12 protein-coding genes are annotated in these 15,439 nt (G+C 60.1%); 8 read left to right on the top strand and 4 right to left on the bottom strand.

Annotated elements, in window-relative coordinates; genetic code table 11:
* Window positions 1-5 precede the first annotated feature (5 nt).
* Genes ACW9HW_RS06955 through msrA form a run of 3 tightly spaced genes read left to right on the top strand, consistent with a single transcriptional unit; the run spans window position 6 to window position 2,439 of the window.
* Window positions 6-1,055 (top strand): ABC transporter substrate-binding protein, encoded by a 1,050-nt coding sequence (locus tag ACW9HW_RS06955; protein WP_457399081.1) that lies wholly within the window; start codon window positions 6-8, stop codon window positions 1,053-1,055.
* Complete coding sequence (locus ACW9HW_RS06950; RefSeq protein ID WP_095196122.1) at window positions 1,052-1,975, top strand: homocysteine S-methyltransferase family protein; 924 nt, start codon at window positions 1,052-1,054, stop codon at window positions 1,973-1,975. Before ACW9HW_RS06955 ends, ACW9HW_RS06950 begins: the two co-directional genes overlap by 4 nt.
* Window positions 1,972-2,439, top strand: a complete 468-nt coding sequence (gene msrA / locus ACW9HW_RS06945; RefSeq protein ID WP_457399079.1) for a peptide-methionine (S)-S-oxide reductase MsrA — start codon at window positions 1,972-1,974, stop codon at window positions 2,437-2,439. The genes ACW9HW_RS06950 and msrA overlap by 4 nt, the downstream gene beginning before the upstream one ends.
* A 180-nt stretch (window positions 2,440-2,619) precedes the next feature.
* On the opposite strand, the gene lldD is transcribed toward msrA, so the two are convergent.
* Together lldD and pdxR are read right to left on the bottom strand one after the other, a co-directional pair.
* A complete protein-coding gene (gene lldD, locus ACW9HW_RS06940; RefSeq protein WP_457399077.1) occupies window positions 2,620-3,765 on the bottom strand; it encodes an FMN-dependent L-lactate dehydrogenase LldD in 1,146 nt (381 codons plus the stop codon).
* Between the two features lie 88 nt (window positions 3,766-3,853).
* On the bottom strand, window positions 3,854-5,308 hold the full coding sequence (gene pdxR / locus ACW9HW_RS06935; RefSeq protein ID WP_457399075.1) for a MocR-like pyridoxine biosynthesis transcription factor PdxR: 1,455 nt from the start codon (window positions 5,306-5,308) through the stop codon (window positions 3,854-3,856).
* Window positions 5,309-5,459: 151 nt separating this feature from the next.
* On the opposite strand from pdxR, the gene ACW9HW_RS06930 reads away from it, so the two are divergent.
* Both ACW9HW_RS06930 and ACW9HW_RS06925 read left to right on the top strand, forming a co-directional pair.
* Window positions 5,460-6,077 carry a nitroreductase family protein gene (locus ACW9HW_RS06930; RefSeq protein ID WP_095196126.1) on the top strand — a complete coding sequence of 206 codons (618 nt, stop codon included), beginning with the start codon at window positions 5,460-5,462 and terminating at the stop codon, window positions 6,075-6,077.
* A gap of 49 nt (window positions 6,078-6,126) precedes the next feature.
* Window positions 6,127-6,657 carry a carboxymuconolactone decarboxylase family protein gene (locus tag ACW9HW_RS06925; RefSeq protein WP_457399073.1) on the top strand — a complete coding sequence of 177 codons (531 nt, stop codon included), beginning with the start codon at window positions 6,127-6,129 and terminating at the stop codon, window positions 6,655-6,657.
* A gap of 153 nt (window positions 6,658-6,810) precedes the next feature.
* Here ACW9HW_RS06925 and ACW9HW_RS06920 read toward each other — a convergent pair whose 3' ends face one another.
* Together ACW9HW_RS06920 and ACW9HW_RS06915 are read right to left on the bottom strand one after the other, a co-directional pair.
* Complete coding sequence (locus ACW9HW_RS06920) at window positions 6,811-9,687, bottom strand: C1 family peptidase (protein ID WP_457399072.1); 2,877 nt, start codon at window positions 9,685-9,687, stop codon at window positions 6,811-6,813.
* 79 nt (window positions 9,688-9,766) lie between these two features.
* A complete protein-coding gene (locus tag ACW9HW_RS06915) occupies window positions 9,767-11,707 on the bottom strand; it encodes an acyltransferase family protein (RefSeq protein ID WP_457399070.1) in 1,941 nt (646 codons plus the stop codon).
* A 462-nt stretch (window positions 11,708-12,169) separates the two neighbouring features.
* On the opposite strand from ACW9HW_RS06915, the gene ACW9HW_RS06910 reads away from it, so the two are divergent.
* From ACW9HW_RS06910 to ACW9HW_RS06900, 3 genes are all read left to right on the top strand, one after another.
* Window positions 12,170-13,063: an amidohydrolase family protein gene (locus ACW9HW_RS06910; protein WP_457399068.1), complete on the top strand. Its 894-nt coding sequence runs from the start codon at window positions 12,170-12,172 to the stop codon at window positions 13,061-13,063.
* A gap of 35 nt (window positions 13,064-13,098) precedes the next feature.
* On the top strand, window positions 13,099-14,073 hold the full coding sequence (locus ACW9HW_RS06905) for an alpha/beta hydrolase family protein (protein ID WP_457399066.1): 975 nt from the start codon (window positions 13,099-13,101) through the stop codon (window positions 14,071-14,073).
* Window positions 14,074-14,239: 166 nt separating this feature from the next.
* On the top strand, window positions 14,240-15,235 hold the full coding sequence (locus ACW9HW_RS06900; RefSeq protein ID WP_095196131.1) for a GlxA family transcriptional regulator: 996 nt from the start codon (window positions 14,240-14,242) through the stop codon (window positions 15,233-15,235).
* Window positions 15,236-15,439 lie beyond the last annotated feature (204 nt).

The following is a 15,439-nucleotide window of genomic DNA, read 5'->3' as shown; positions in this document are numbered from 1 at the left end:
TTATCGTGAACACACATTTTTCTCGTACGCTTGGCGCGGCCGCGTTACTGGCCTCTTTTATTCTCCCGGCAACCGTCATGGCCAAGGACAAAATCGTCATCGGCGAGCAGAACTGGACGGGCGCCATCGCCATTCAACACATTCTGGGCGAGGTGATCAAAACCCGGCTCGATGGCGACGTCTCGTACCTGGCCGGGGATGTCCCGGTACTGTTCAGCGCCGCCGCCAAAGGCGATGGCTCGGTCGACGTGCTGACCGACATCTGGCTGCCGAATCAGTCGGCGGCCTGGGCCAAATACGTCACTGGCGGCAGCAAGTCGCTGGTTGCAAACGTTCAACCCTATGCCGGGGAGCAAGGGTTTTATATCCCGGGCTATCTGCAGGACAAGTACGGGGTCAAGTCCATCTATGACCTGAAGAAACCGGAAATCGCCAAGCTTTTCGAACCCTTGGGTGGTGGCAAGGCGCAGTTGCTGGTCGGCCCGGCAGGCTGGGAGTCGACCTACATCGGCCAGATCAAGGCCAAGGATTATGGCTTCGCCGATAAATTCGAATCGGTGTCCACGGAAGCCTCGGTGACTTACGCCAAGCTGGCCACGGCCTACAAGGCACAGCGCGGTGTGGTGTTCTACGCCTACACCCCGGACTGGATCTTCTCGGCCTTTGACCTGCGTCGCCTGGAAGAGCCGGCGTTCGACGGCTATGCCCAGGACAACAAGAAAGGCGATCCGCTGTACAAGGCCGACGGTTGCTGGAAATTCATCAGCCCGACGGTCGATCCGGACTGGTTGAACAAGAGCCGGATCACCTGCGCCTTCCCGGATGCCAAGGTGTATGTGCTGGCCTCTGCGGCCCTGCAAAAACGCGCACCGAAAATCGCCGATTTCTTGCATAACTTTGCCATTGCGCCGGCGCAGCTCAATGACCTGATCCTGAAGATCGAAAAGGAAAAACAACCGGCTGACGTTGCTGCCAAGGCGTGGGTCCAGGCGAATGGCGCCACCGTTGATCAATGGCTGGCCGCCTCGGCGCCGAAAGTGAGTGCAGCGCAATGAGTGACCGCTCCTTGCGCTTGCTCGACGGTGGCATGGGACGCGAATTGCAGCGCATCGGCGCGCCATTTCGACAGCCTGAATGGTCAGCCCTCGCGCTGATCGAGGCGCCGGAATTTGTGCTCCAGGCGCATCAGGCATTCGTGGATGCCGGTTCCCGAATCATTACAACAAACAGCTACGCGGTGGTGCCTTTCCACATCGGCGAAGAGCGCTTTGCCGAGCAGGGGCGAACGCTTGCCGATCGGGCAGGGCGTCTGGCCCGTCAGGCGGCGGTCGGTCGTGAACCGGTCACCGTGGCCGGTTCGCTGCCTCCGGCGCTGGGGTCGTATCGACCGGATCTCTTTGATCACCAACGTTCGGTGGCGATCCATCGCGAGCTTATTGCCGGGTTGCAGGCTCACGTGGATGTCTGGCTGGCGGAAACCCAAAGTTCCATCGCTGAAGTGCGGGCGGTGGTCGAGGCGCTCGATGCCGATATAGAAACCAAGCCGCTATGGGTGTCCTTCACGCTGCTGGATGAAACGGGCGAACCGCCTCGGTTACGTTCCGGCGAACCGGTCGCCGAGGCGGTGCGTGTGGCAGTCGAATTGGGGGCAACGGTGGTGCTGTTCAATTGCAGCCAGCCGGAAGTCATGGCGGCGGCACTTGCCGAGGCTCGCGAGGTTATTGAGCGTCTCGGCCAAGCGATCGAGCTGGGGGTTTACGCCAATGCCTTCCCGCCGGTCAGCACCGAGGCCAAAGCCAATAGCACCTTGCTGGAGATTCGTCGTGACCTGGGCCCTGAAGCCTACCTGCACTGGTCGCGGTCGTGGGTCGCCGTCGGAGCCAGTATCGTTGGCGGATGCTGCGGCATCGGGCCTGAACATATCGCACAGTTGCACTTGCATCTGCTGCCACAACAGGAGGGTGTCCGCGCATGACGGATATTCAGCAAGACGCGGTTGTTGAACAGGCGACATTTGGCGCCGGTTGTTTCTGGGGCGCTGAAGCTTCATTTCGGGCATTGCCGGGGGTGCGGGATACGCGGGTCGGGTTTGCACGACCGGCCAGTGGCGAGCCGGTGTCGATCGAAGTGGTGCAGGTTGATTTCGATGCGCGGGTGATTGCTTACAGTCGCCTGATCGAGCATTTCTGGACGCTGCATGATCCGACTTCGGTTGATCGGCAGGGCGCTGATGTCGGGGTGAAATATCGGTCGGCGTTGTTTTTTGGTTCTGCCGAGCAAGAGCAGTTGGCGCGGGTCGCCAGGCGGGCGCTGGAGGCTTCGGGGCAATTGGCCAAGCCGGTGGCCACGGTGATTGTGCCGCTGGGTGAGTTTGAGCTGGCGGGTGAGGAGCAGCAGCGTTATCTGGAGAAGCACGGGGGGAGTAGCTGTTCGATCTGATTGTGTGGAGGACAAGGCTGTTTTTGGTTGAGTACATATCCATCTATTTACCTGTGAACCTGTGGGAGCTGGCTTGCCAGCGATGGGGGCGGTACATCAAATTTTGATGTTGCCTGACACACCGCCATCGCAGGCAAGCCAGCTCCCACAGGGATCGAGTACACCTGCAGGCGAGGCAGATCAAGCGTTGTAGGAGCGCACCAGAATCGATTCGTCGATCTGATCAATGGACGTCACCCCGGTCAGCGTCATCGCCACACGCATCTCCTTGGCAAAAATATCCAGCATGTTTTCCACCCCGCGTTGCCCGTCGGCAGCCAGCGCGTAGGCCATCGAACGTCCCAGCAAAACCCCTTTCGCCCCCAGGGCCAACATGCGCACCACATCCAGCCCTGAGCGGATGCCCGAGTCGACCAGCACGCTCAGGTCATTGCCTATCGCCTGCATGATCGGAGGCAAGGCGTTGGCGGTGGAGAGGACGCCGTCGAGCTGTCGGCCGCCATGGTTCGAAACGACAATCCCGTCAGCACCGAAACTCACCGCATCGCGGGCATCCTGGGGATCGAGAATGCCCTTGATGATCATCGGGCCTTTCCAGAACTCACGAATCCACTCCAGATCGCTCCAGCTGATCGACGGGTCGAAATTGTTGGCCAGCCAGCCCATGTAGTCCTCAAGCGTGACGGCTTTGCCCAGGTACTTGGAGATATTCCCGAGGTCGTGTGGACGCCCCATCACGCCGACGTTGAAGGCCCAGTCGGGGCGGGTCATGGCCTGGAGCACGCGACGCGACGAGGCGAACGGACCCGACATGCCCGAGTGGGCATCCCTGTATCGGGCGCCGGGCGTGGGCATGTCGACCGTGAACACCAGGTTCTGCACCCCGGCGGCTTGCGCACGCTCCAGTGCGTTGCGCATGAAGCCGCGATCTTTCAGTACATACAGCTGAAACCAGATCGGCTGCTGAGCGTTTGCCGTGACTTCCTCGATCGAACACACCGACACGGTCGACAGGCACAACGGGATGCCTTTGTTTTGCGCCGCCTTGACCGCCTGCACCTCGCCACGGCGGGCGAACATGCCGGTCAGCCCTACCGGCGCCAGCACGATGGGCATTGCCAGTTTTTGGTTGAAGAGGGTGGTGTCCAGGCTCAGGCTTTCGACATTTTTCAGGATGCGCTGGCGCAGGCTGACGTCACTCAAGTCGGCGCTGTTGGCCCTCAACGTATGCTCTGCATAAGCGCCTCCGTCGATGTAGTCGAACAAAAAACGGGGGAGTTTGCGGCGTGCCGCTTCGCGGTAGTCCGATGCAGAAGAGATGATCATAGTGTGCAAGGCCTTGATCTGATGAGTGAGGGCTGAGCCGTCGAGTCCAGGCGTCAGGTTAGCGTATGCGAACGGTGTTGCGCTCGTTTCAAACCCGGTCCTTCGTACTCTTTTTGCTGCCTCGAACATGGGGCTGGCAATATCGCTCGATGATTTCGAACAGTCGATGACACGATGTGGCGAGCTGAGCTTCAGGCGCTGTGGCAACCCCGAGCAATAGGCCAGATGAGCTACCGGACGGAGTGGCGAACCAGGCTGACAAAGGCGACGGTGCAATGCCAATGGTCATCGCGTCCTGAACGATCTGCACGTCGGGCGCGCCGTCGGGGAGTCTGAGCAGGACTGCCAGGCCTGCCTTGACCCACTCTGCATTGCGCATGCGCAACTGCTCGCATAGCGCGTCACGCTGGGCACAATAGAGTCGCTTGAGCCGACGGACACGCCGGATGTAGTGGCCCTCGTGCATGAACTGAGCCGTGGCGAGTTGGATGAGGGGGGAGGGGGCGGGGGCAAGCGTTGCGGCGACCTCGGAGAACGCGACAACCAGTTCGGCTGGCGCTACGACAAATCCAAGGCGCAGTCCCGGGCTGATGGTCTTGCTGAATGTACCGATGTGGATGACACGTTTGCCCTCGTCCAAAGACGCCAGGGCAGGGGCCGCCCGGCCTTCCAGTTGCAACTCGCTGAGGTAGTCGTCTTCGATGATCCAGGCGTCGTTCGAGACCGCCCAATCGAGTAGTTGAAGCCGTCGCCTCAACGACAGCGTCGAACCCAGGGGCGCTTGTTGACCGGGCGTCAGGACGGCTAACGCAGCGTCCGCGGCGTTCTCGATGGCGTAGCCTACGTTGAGACCTTCATCATCCACCGGCACCGGAATGACCTGCAAACGAGCGAGCTCCAGCCCCTTGCGGGTCAGAAAGAAACCGGGATCTTCCATCCAGACTTTCTTACCGTCCAGACCCAGTACTCGCAGTGCAAGCCCCAGGCCGGAGCTGTATCCCGACGTGATGAACACCTGCTCAGGGAAGCAATGCAGGTTTCTGGAGAGGGAGAGGTAGCCTGCAATCTCTCGGCGCAGCTCCAGTTCCCCCCGAGGATCGGGATAGATCAATGACGAAAAGGATCCTGCCTTCAGGAGATTGGAGGAGCGCGCGCGCGCGAAAAGCTTTTCCGGCAAGCCTCCGGACGCTGGAATGCCGAGCTGAAAGATCGCCGGCCCGGTGTTCATCCGTTGATAGGCTCTCATAAACGCGCCGGGGTCCGGCGGTTGCGGTTGAGCCACCGCCACACGAGGGCGCGGCGCCACGCGTGTGCCCTTCGCGCCGAAGGTTTCGATCAACTGGGCGTCTGATAACCGTTCATACGCCGTTTGAACGGTTCCGCGCGCCACACCCAGGTGCGCGGCAAGGTCCTGCCATGAAGGCAATCGAGTGCCGGGGGCGAGCAGGCCTGACTCTATGGCCCTGCTGATACTCATACGAATCTGTTCTGTCAGAGACAGCTTCGCTGTCCGGTCGAGCTGAATCTGCAGGTCTGAATTCATATTCTTGGTACACACAAAAGTGGGGATTCTTGGTTCTTCAATTCATACCATTGACGGTGGAAGATGCAAAGACCAGGACGCAGCTACCACCGCGACGCATCGAGTGAATGCGCTCTGGTACTTCAACTTCCCTTCAACGACAGGAACCATCATGACCAACGCCGTCATCGAATGCATCGTGAGTCGCAGTGCCGCCAAGTACTACGATCCCGCCGCCACGTTGAGCGACGAGCAAATTCGTGAGCTGGTGCGAATCGGCACCACCGCACCGACTTCCTTCCACATACAGAACTGGCGCTTCATCGCCGTACGCACCCCTGAAGCCAAAGCCCGGTTGAGTCCGATTGCCTGGAGTCAGCCGCCGATCATTGAAGCCGCCGTTACTTTCATCATCTGCGGCCAATTGGCCGATTCCAGCGTCATACCGCAACGCCTTGCGCCGTTGGTTGAAGCGGGCGTGATGCCGGCCTCGATGGTGCCGGATTGGGAAATCCCCGCACGCGATTTGTATTTGCAGCACCCGCAGCGCCAGCGCGACGAAGCAGTGCGCACGGCCACCTTCGGTGCGTCGGCGATGATCTATGCCGCCCGCTCGTTAGGCCTGGGTTCTACACCGATGATCGGTTTCGATGCCGAAGCGGTGGCCCGTGAGTTCGGCCTGGCTGAAAACGAAGTGCCGGTGATGCTGTTGTCCATAGGCGCGGAGCGTCCGGGAAACTGGGCGCAGAAGCCGCGCCGTCCGTTGGCCGAAGTGTTGGATCTCGTTTGATTGTTCAATAAACCAGTGAGTTACGGAGACTACGATGCCTAGAAGTGCAGTGTTAAACCCGGAACAAGTACCGGCCGATTCGAAGCCGACACTCGATGCGTTCACCCGGAACATCGGGTTCACGCCAAACATGATGGTGACCTTCGCGCAAAGCCCGATCGCGTTCAACGCATGGGCTACGTTGCTCGGTTCCTTGAGCAAAGCGCTCGACGTGAAGACGCGTGACAGCATCGGCCTCGCCGTCTCCGAAGCGAATGGCTGCAACTACTGCCTGGCGGTTCACAGTTTTACCGCCGAGCACATGGCCAAGCTGCCGGCCGATGAAATCATTCTCGCCCGCAAGGGCCAGGCCACTGACCCCAAGCGCAACGCTGCCCTGCAGTTCGCGCACAAGGTCATCGAGACTCGCGGCAAGGTCAGTGATGCCGATCTCAAAACCGTCCGCGACGCGGGCTATACGGATGCGAATGTCATGGAGATTGTCGCGCTGGTGGCCATGTACTCCCTGACGAACTTTTTCAATAACGTGTTTGATCCCGAGAAGGATTTCCCTGCCGTTACGCCGGCGGGCTCGATCTGATCTCGATTCGCTCGCATCGACCCTCGCCAGGAGGTGTCTCTGATTCGAGCATCGGTCAACCACCGGGCCATGCTGCACGCGCCCATGGATGGCTCAACGGGGGACACCGTTGGTGTCTCCCGCATCGGACCAAGGGCGCATGCGGAGCTTTTGTCAGAAGCCCCGCAGATCATCCACCGGCAACTTGAGTGCCTGCTTCGGCTCGGTTCCGGTGATGCGCTTGAGCGTTCGGCTCACCACATCCACGCTATTGTCGAAGCAGCCGTGGGTCGCCTTGATGGTGACATCGGGGCGGTTGTCGGGGCTGTCCGATCGGAAGCTGAACACCGTGCCTGCGTCGAGGATGTCGATTTGCTTGCGCCTGGCCAGGCCCGCCGCCTGGACGGCCTGGCGCCATTTGCCCAGTGCTTCGCCGGTGCTGGAGGAGCCGTCCCAGCCGTTGTATCCAGGGTCGAGCACGTTGGCCTGGCCAAGGATCGGCATACGCAGGTCGCCTTCCAGCGCGTTGGACACCAGATAGAGCAGTGACTTGCCATAGGGGCCGATGCTGTCGTCACGCTCATTGCGATCGGAAAGGATGTCCAGGTAAAGGTTCTGCATCAGCGTTTCGTGGGGAGCGAAGTGGCGATTGGCAAACTGCACCGTGCAGGCTGGCGCGTAGAGGTGCAGCGAGCGGACGTTCGTTTCGAGGCCGCGTGCGGCCAACAGGTCGATGACATGGCCAAGGAAGATCGCACCGGCCGAATGTCCCACCAGGTGGATTTCCAGGTCGTCGCCCCAGGTCCTGGCCAGGTTCTGCAGGGCTGTCACCAGTTTGTCGCCGCCACGGGTGGGTAGGTTGGCGAACTCGGCGTTTTCTTTCATCTCGCTCCAGATCGGACGGGCGAAGGGGCGGCCGATTCCCCGTTCGAGGAGGATGTCGGCGCCGTCCTGCAGCGCCTCGCGCAAACCGCCGGCACGGGGTGGTTCGCGTTGGAACATGTCGGTGATGATGTTCGTGATGGATTCGAGTACACCGGTCTTCCAGACGATGAACAGCGGATAGCAGCCGTTGCCCAGGAAGTAGCGTCCCATCGCCCTCGCGCGCTCGATGGCGGCGGCCTGGTCGTTCAGTCCTCCGTGGGTGTAGAGCACCAGGCGCTTGGTCTTGCCCGGCTGGGATCGGAACCACTGGTCCGGCAGCCCGCAGGCCTGGTGCAGCAATGAACGGTTCAGCTCGTCCTGGGTGAGGTGGCGATCGATTCGTCCGTTGTTGCCGAAGATCACGCTGTGCTCATAGGCCTTGGGTTCATCCCACCACCGGGAGCTGTCGACAGCGGCCGCAGCGATTGCCGTACCGCGGCCTGAGGCCAGTTGACCGAGCATCACCCCCGGTACGCCCAGGGCTGCAACCCAGGCGTCCATGGCATTGGCGAGCCAGTCGGCATAGGTCAGCAGGGCAAAACCGCCCCCGCCCCAGTCGGTACCCCAGGAGTTCTGCACGATGAAGCCGCGGGCATTGAAACCGACCAGGGCGAAGGCGTGGCCGCCGCTCTGCGACGGCCTGCCGTCGAACGCAATGGCCGGCAGGGCAGCATGTCCGTTGAGTTTGCCCTTGGGTTTTGCCACGTTGTTCCAGCCGTCGTGAGTGAAAGCGGACACATAGATCGCACCGACCTGGCAGATGGCAGCCTGCAGATCGGTGATTGAGCCGATGTCGATCCGATAGTAGACGCCCAATGTATTGTCGGTTGCACGGGTTGCATAACCGAACTTCGGCGGCAGGGTGTCCTGGTCATCGTAGGGCCAGTCGGACTCCGGGCACACGCCGTGGTGGTGCCAGCCCTTCAGGGCGCCACGGCAACTGGAGCCTTCGTAGTTCTCGCCGTCGTACTCGTCGTAGCGTCGCGCGAAGTTGTAAAGCATCCGTGGGCTGACCGATTCCGGAACTTCACCGTTGCCGTTCTTGCGCCAGCGCAGGTAGTTAATCACGCAAGCCAGCCCGAAACCGGTGCAGGCACCTTCCCGTCCCTGGTCGAGGATCAACCCCGATTGGGTATAGCGCGGCAGATATTCCTTGATCTTATCGTCACCGGGACAGATATCGGGCAGGTTTGAAGGGGGTGGCATGTAGGCGCGGTCACGCAGGTCCACCGGGTCCTTGCTGGCATTGAGCTGACGCGCGACTGGCGTTGGCTTCGCTGCAGCCTTTTTCGCCGCCGCGCCCTTGACCTGACGGGCGCGAGTCGGCTGCGGTATCAGCGCTGCAAGTCTGAAGACATCGCTGAAGCGGTCCAGGCCGTGGGAGCCGCCGTTGACCTCCTTGCGAGCCGCGCGGTAGTTGTCACTGGCCAGGGCGGTACGAATTTTGGACGCCCGGTCGCCCAGGAATCGCGCCAGGAGGACGGCCGCCACTTCGGGAGCATTGGCAAGGTCCGGTTGCGCTTGGATATCCACGCCAATCTTCTCTGAATAGACGTGATAGTTGTGGCGCCCGGTCAGTTGTACGAAGCCACGGCCGCGGAAGTTTGCGCCATCACCGGGTACGGTGTTGCCCAGGTCCTTTCTGCCGTCGTAGGCGCTGAACGGCGCCATGCCCGGGCTGGTATTGAACTTCGAGGGAAACTCCGAAATGGGCACGAAGCCTTCGGTCTCGGCGCGAATGGTGCCCAACGCAGCCAGTATCATCGGTCTGTCCGTCAGGTCGGCCGCTGCCAGGGCCGCCGCGACATAGGGAAGGTAGCGCTGAATGTTTGAAGCTTTGGTGGCGGGGAACAGGAGCTTTACCGTATCCACGCTGAGCGCCATGGCCAGCGATTTGAGTTCGCGCAGACCCAGCAGGCTCTGGCAGTAAGGACCGACCACTGCGTCCGCGACGATGCCGATGCCCGATTGCCAGTGACGGACCGCCGATTCCGTCAATGCGTCGAAATCACGTCCACTTGCAAGTCCGGGGAATCCTTGCTCGTCGGCGGCCAATGCCTTGGCCAGTTTCTGGCGAAGTTGCGCTACGTCATCACCACTCTGGTTCCGAGCCAGCAGCATATTCATGACTCTACCTCCCGTTTTCCGCTATCGGCCCCTGAATGTGAAACACCAAACCCTTGCGGCACGGGTAGTCGACGTTTTCCTATCGGTGAACGGAGGCATCAAGCTTCGTCACGGCATTACTTGGGTCAGCCACCGGGTCGTGCAGCAACGAATAGCCTCGGTCCAGTAATGTGCGGCCGATAAAGCGCGATCCCACTTCATTGAGGTGCGAATCATCCAGGTACAGCAGATGACCCTTGATCATCGGGCTGCACACGCCTGCCGTACAAATCACTTGATTGGGGTCGATAAAGTGCACCTGCGGGAACTTCACCTTTATGTCGGCCCAATAGGGCGCCGCACCACTGCGGCTGACTGTGCAACTGTGGTCGGTATCGAACATCAAGTGACGAATCGGGCAACTGGCGGCTTTTTCGATGTGTTGATTCCTCAAGATAACGATGACCTGGTCGCTGTGCTCCACCGCCCGCTTGATACTCGCTTCGACGATGTCCTTGGCGATCGCCTCCCTGGGCCAGATCGCCGCCAGTACCACATAGCGGTAATGGTTCTGTTCGATCAGGTTGAACGCCCGTTCGTTGCGTTTTGCACAATGTTCGGCATAGGTCGCGGACATGTCGACGGTGTAGCCGATGATCGGCGGGCACGAGTCCATGGTGTAGTCCATGATCGAGAGGTTATCCGGCTTCGCCAGCAGATCGACCATGCCGGTGAAGTGATTGGCAAACGAATCACCGATCATGATGCCGTCCAGTTGTTCCTTTTCAGCTCCCAGGCGACAGGCGTCATCGGGTTCTGTTTTGTACAGCGCATTGGTCACGTGGCAGCCCTTGCGGATCTCGCTCGGCTTCTGCAGGGTCATGGCTTCCAGTCGCGAAACATCAGGGCTGAAGCGTTGCGCAAAGCCGTTGAATTGCACGCTCAGCACCGCCAGCGTGGCCAGCCCCAGTGCCGGAAGGGCGAATCGCCGGAAGAAGACCCGGGAAAAATCCCAAGTGGCTCCACTGCGGCGAAAGGGCACCTCGACATAACGCCAGGATAGCCACGCGAGGGTGATCGAGACCGCGATCAGCATCGCCCCCACAGGCAGATCGATGGGGATTTCCAGGTAACTCAGATAGGCAATCAACGGCCAGTGCCACAAATACAGCGAATAGGAAATCAAGCCGATGAACACCATGGGCCGGCTGGTGAGCAAGCGCGAGCGCGTGTCGCCGCTGCCGGCCAGGATCAGCAACGCGGCACCCAGGCACGGGACCAGCGCGTTGACCCCGGGGAAGGTCGAGTTGGCGTTCAAGGCAAACAGCGAAAAACCGATCAGCAGCAAACCCGCCAGAGCCAGGCCATGGGCGGTCAGCTTTGCGATGACGCGCGGTTGATGCAAATAGATCGCCAGCACCCCGCCCAGCATCAATTCGAAAAAGCGCGTGGGCAGCAGGTAGTAGGCGGCCGTCGCGAAGACCCCGGTCGCGTATTCAGAAGCGCCGACCGCGGCCACCACGCCCAAGGCCAAAATCGGCAGCACGTAACGCGGCGCCAGGCGATAGAGCAGCACAATGAACAGCGGCCACAGCAGATAAAACTGTTCTTCGATACCCAGCGACCAGGTATGCAGCAGGGGCGCCTCACTGGCGTCAGCGGCGAAGTAGTTGCCGTACTTGACCCAGATGTAGACGTTCGACACGCCCAGCAAAGAGAGCAGGGTGCTGACGTTGAGCCGGATCAGGTCGACCGGAGAAAGGATAAATGCCCCGACGATCGCCGTCGCCACCAACACCGTGACCAATGCCGGCACGATGCGATTGATGCGTCGCTGATAAAAACCCTTCAGTGAGAAGGTGTTGCGCTTGACCTCGGAAAACACCTGGGAAGTGATCAGGAACCCGGAGATGACAAAGAAAATGTCGACACCGACGAATCCGCCCGGCAGCAGGTTGGTGTTGAGGTGATGCAGCAGTACCGCGATCACCGCTACAGCCCGCAGCCCATCGATGTCGGAGCGGTACTTGCCTTGAGCCATGAGCCTGACCATCCCAGAATTGTCCCGTGTATCGGATGTCCGCTCATGACAGCCACTGTCAATATTTGGACACTTCCCGCCTTATCTATCACTTGTAGTTGGGAAATTGACGGTTGGCAAAATTAATAGGAAATAACGGCACCGGTTCACGAGGTGTCCCAAGCATTTGAAACACCGGCGGATGTACTGATGGCGACAACAAAATATCGCCATGTCTCAAACGAAGCCCGGGCACCTCGGTTGGCAGAAACATCACTCCGGCAGCAGACGAATTCTACCGGCACGGCAGCAGAGCGGCCTCCATGACCCAACGGGGAGGGGCCGAACCGATCGGTCATGTCCGGATACTTTTCGCCACTCCATCGCACATGGCGAAATTTTGATACTAGACGTCGAGTTGGCAGGAGCGATGAAGCGCTGACGACGATTATTGTTTTCGCACAAAAGCAGGAAACAATAATCATGCTGCCGTCGAAGAAAAGAATTGATAGCCACGTTCACTTTTACACATCGGACGATCTTCACCGGGTCGCCGGCTCGCTGCCCTATGCCTTACCCGAGCCGCATCCGCTGACCACCTGGCTGGATCAACTGATCGATGCCGGCATTGCTCCGACGGTCATCAACAATGTCCATCTGAGTATCCTGCCGGACTCTGAAAATGTGTTTGCTTCGTTCGAGGAGCTCAAGAACCTCCAGGCATCCGACCCGTTGCGCTACGGCGAAGTGAAACTGGTGGGAACGATCAAGGCCGAACCTGCTTACGCCACCCGGGAGCGCCTCGCGCATCCGCAGGTCGTTGGCGCCCGGATCGTCCTGCACGATGCCAGGCCCGAAACGGTTTCCGATACTCGCTTCAGTGACGGGCAATGGGCCGCGTTTTACGCTCGCCTGCTGCCGCACCAACACCTTCACATTTACGCCAAGGAAGCCCAGACCAACCTGCGCGTGTTGCGCCAGGTGCCTGAAAATGTGCGGGTCATCATCGATCATCTGGGCAGCTGCCACAGCGAGCGTGGCACCACCGAGCCGGCCTATGTCGCGCTGCTCAATGAAGCCAGACGACGCGGCAATGTGTGGTTCAAGGGACCCGGTTATCGCACCTCTGTCTATCCCGAGGAAGCCGCTCGTTTCGTCATGCAGATTGTTGGCGCAGTCGGTGCCGACAAGATTCTCCTGGAAGCCACCGATGCCCCCCATGTTGGAACCGCCAACAACGGCGTGCCGTATTCCGGACTGTTCGATTTGAACAAGGCGTTCAGTTTTGTCGATGCCGTTGCCCATCACGTTTCCTCAGAAACCCGAATTCCGGTTGACCAACTTCTCCGAGGAGCGGTTGGTCAGTTGGACCGTTGATCTATGCCCACGCTACAACTCCGAGATATAAAGCGATGACGAACATTACTGCCAAAGAAATCAACTTTGCCGTCAAATATGGCAACGAAACCCTGAGTATCAAAGGGACGGTATTCGAGCCGGAACACATCGACGCGTCTGCCGGCAAACTCCCACCCGTGGTTTTCAACTCCGGCTTCACCGGTGGCGTCACGATGTACGGCCAACTGTTCGGCCGCGCCCTGGCAGCCCGGGGTTATCGCGTCATGACCTACGACGTGGCGGGTTTCTTTTCCAACAAGCACATCCGCAACACGATCCGCGCCGGGGACATCGAGATCACCAACGTCAGCCTGCAAGACCAGAAGGACGAAGTCCTCGGTGCCGTTGCCTGGGCGCGTGACAACTTTGGCGAGATGCCGGTGGTGGCGTCCTGGGCGATGGGTTCTGTGGCGAGCCTGGGCGCAGTGGCGGAACTGGCGGCTGCGGGGGGTGAACAGATCCGGTTCTGGGTGCCGATGAGCTACACCAACATCCGCAAGCTGCAGGCCTTGCGTGCCGATAGCAAAGCCGCTGACGCGGCGATCCTCCAGCTGGCGGATGACGCCGCCATTCCTCCATTCGACACCGGAACCGCAGCGACCCGTCTTGGCTACTATCCACTGGATCCTGACACCCAGGCGTATGTCGATCAGCAACTGGGTGGCTATACCGAAGCCGGTGGTGCCGACCGCTGGCCTGGCTGCACCCACGTGACGGCGAAGTCCTACAAGTCGTATGTGGCCTATGACCCGGAGCAATCCATTGAAGGTGCAAAAGGCTTCCCGCCGGCGCTGATCATCCACGGTGCCGACAACACCTTGCACATGCCATCAGAGTCCGAGCGCCTGCACCGGCACTATCCCGGCGATGCCGGTTCGAACGCGCTGATCATCCCGCACATGCAGCACGGTCAGCAGAATCAGGTGGACAGTCCGGTGTTCAAGTCGATGATCCAGAGCATCGACGAGGCCATTCGCACCCGCGGCTGATTCAATCGCCAATACCCTGTGAGACCTCGCAAGGAGGTCTCGCAGCGATTCAATCTGGCTCAATACGTGCCCAGGTCCTAACATAGCGTGTCCAAAGCCACTCCCACGGGCTGGCCTGAGCCGTGTTCTGCGAACGGCTGGAACCCCCTATGACAAGGATCTGGCGATGACGAGCCCCAGTGAAGCCGCGACGGCTGTGAACGGTTGCACGACCAAGCGAATCGGCCTGCTCATTCTCCCTCAGTTTTCCATGATGGCGTTGGCCGGAGCCAGCGAGCCTTTGCGGGCGGCGAATCGGCTTGCCGGCAAAACCCTGTATGAGTGGACAGTGCTCACGGAATCCGGTGGACCGGTCAGCTCCAGCAGTGGTTTCGAAATCCAGACCGTACCGATCGACCAGGCGCCCGAGGTCGATCGCATTTTCGTCCTGGCCAGCCTGGACATCGAACATCAGAAACCACCGAAAATGCTGCGGTTTCTGCAACGTGCCGCAGCCCGTGGGATAACTGTCGGCGCATTGAGCACCGGCACGTTCATCCTCGCCCGCGCCGGCTTGCTGGAAGGCAAGCGCTGCACCTTGCACTGGGAGTCCATTGGACAGTTTTCCGAAGAATTTCCCACGATCGAAGTCACCAAAGAGTTGTACGTCAACCATGGAAACCGCTGGACCTGTGCGGGTGGAACGGCGGCCATCGACCTCATGCTGGCGCAAATCGCGCTGGATTACGGTAATCAGCTGGCTGCGAACATCGCAGAGCAATTTCTGCACGCAAGGATCAGAGCGCCGGAAGAACATCAGCGGATGTCGATCCAGTGGCGGTTCGGGATTCACGACAGGCGACTCACGGCCGCGATTGCCTTCATGGAAAACAGCCTGGAGAACATTATCGGCATCGAAGAGATCGCCGATCGCTGCAATCTGTCGCATCGTCAACTGGAGCGCCTGTGGCATCAACATTTCGGCATGACGCCGAAGAAGTTCTATCTGGAGCTCAGGCTCAACGAAGCACGCCGATTGCTGCGTGAAAGCACCCAGCCCATTGCGTCGATTGCCTACAGCTGCGGGTTTGTCTCGGCATCACATCTGGGTGCCGCCTACCGTCGTGTCTGGGGCTGCACGCCCGGAGAGGAGCGGCGGAAATTTGATGATGCGCATTCCTGACCGGGCGTCCCGGGCGCCCTGGTCAATCCGGCGCTAATCCTCAGGTCCAAACTTCTCTGCAAAACCGCATAGCTAGCTAATGACTTGGTCCGACCGCTGGTGCGCGCGGGCAGGGCCTGGTGATTTGGCGATCCTGTATTCTTCCCGGCGAACTCGACCCTTTACCCTGAACGGCACACCGGAAGGCTTCGCGACGTCGGTTTT

The sequence above is a fragment of the Pseudomonas sp. SDO5532_S415 genome, from assembly GCF_054071155.1.
This window is presented reverse-complemented; position numbering and strand designations above follow the sequence as displayed.

Excerpts from the sequence above, each read along its gene's own strand:
- ACW9HW_RS06950 (WP_095196122.1), top strand. The coding sequence starts at position 1,052 with ATGAGTGACCGCTCCTTGCGCTTGCTCGACGGTGGCATGGGACGCGAA.
- msrA (WP_457399079.1), top strand. The coding sequence starts at position 1,972 with ATGACGGATATTCAGCAAGACGCGGTTGTTGAACAGGCGACATTTGGC.
- lldD (WP_457399077.1), bottom strand. The coding sequence starts at position 3,765 with ATGATCATCTCTTCTGCATCGGACTACCGCGAAGCGGCACGCCGCAAA.
- pdxR (WP_457399075.1), bottom strand. The coding sequence starts at position 5,308 with ATGAATTCAGACCTGCAGATTCAGCTCGACCGGACAGCGAAGCTGTCT.
- ACW9HW_RS06930 (WP_095196126.1), top strand. The coding sequence starts at position 5,460 with ATGACCAACGCCGTCATCGAATGCATCGTGAGTCGCAGTGCCGCCAAG.
- ACW9HW_RS06920 (WP_457399072.1), bottom strand. The coding sequence starts at position 9,687 with ATGAATATGCTGCTGGCTCGGAACCAGAGTGGTGATGACGTAGCGCAA.
- ACW9HW_RS06915 (WP_457399070.1), bottom strand. The coding sequence starts at position 11,707 with ATGGCTCAAGGCAAGTACCGCTCCGACATCGATGGGCTGCGGGCTGTA.
- ACW9HW_RS06910 (WP_457399068.1), top strand. The coding sequence starts at position 12,170 with ATGCTGCCGTCGAAGAAAAGAATTGATAGCCACGTTCACTTTTACACA.
- ACW9HW_RS06905 (WP_457399066.1), top strand. The coding sequence starts at position 13,099 with ATGACGAACATTACTGCCAAAGAAATCAACTTTGCCGTCAAATATGGC.
- ACW9HW_RS06900 (WP_095196131.1), top strand. The coding sequence starts at position 14,240 with ATGACGAGCCCCAGTGAAGCCGCGACGGCTGTGAACGGTTGCACGACC.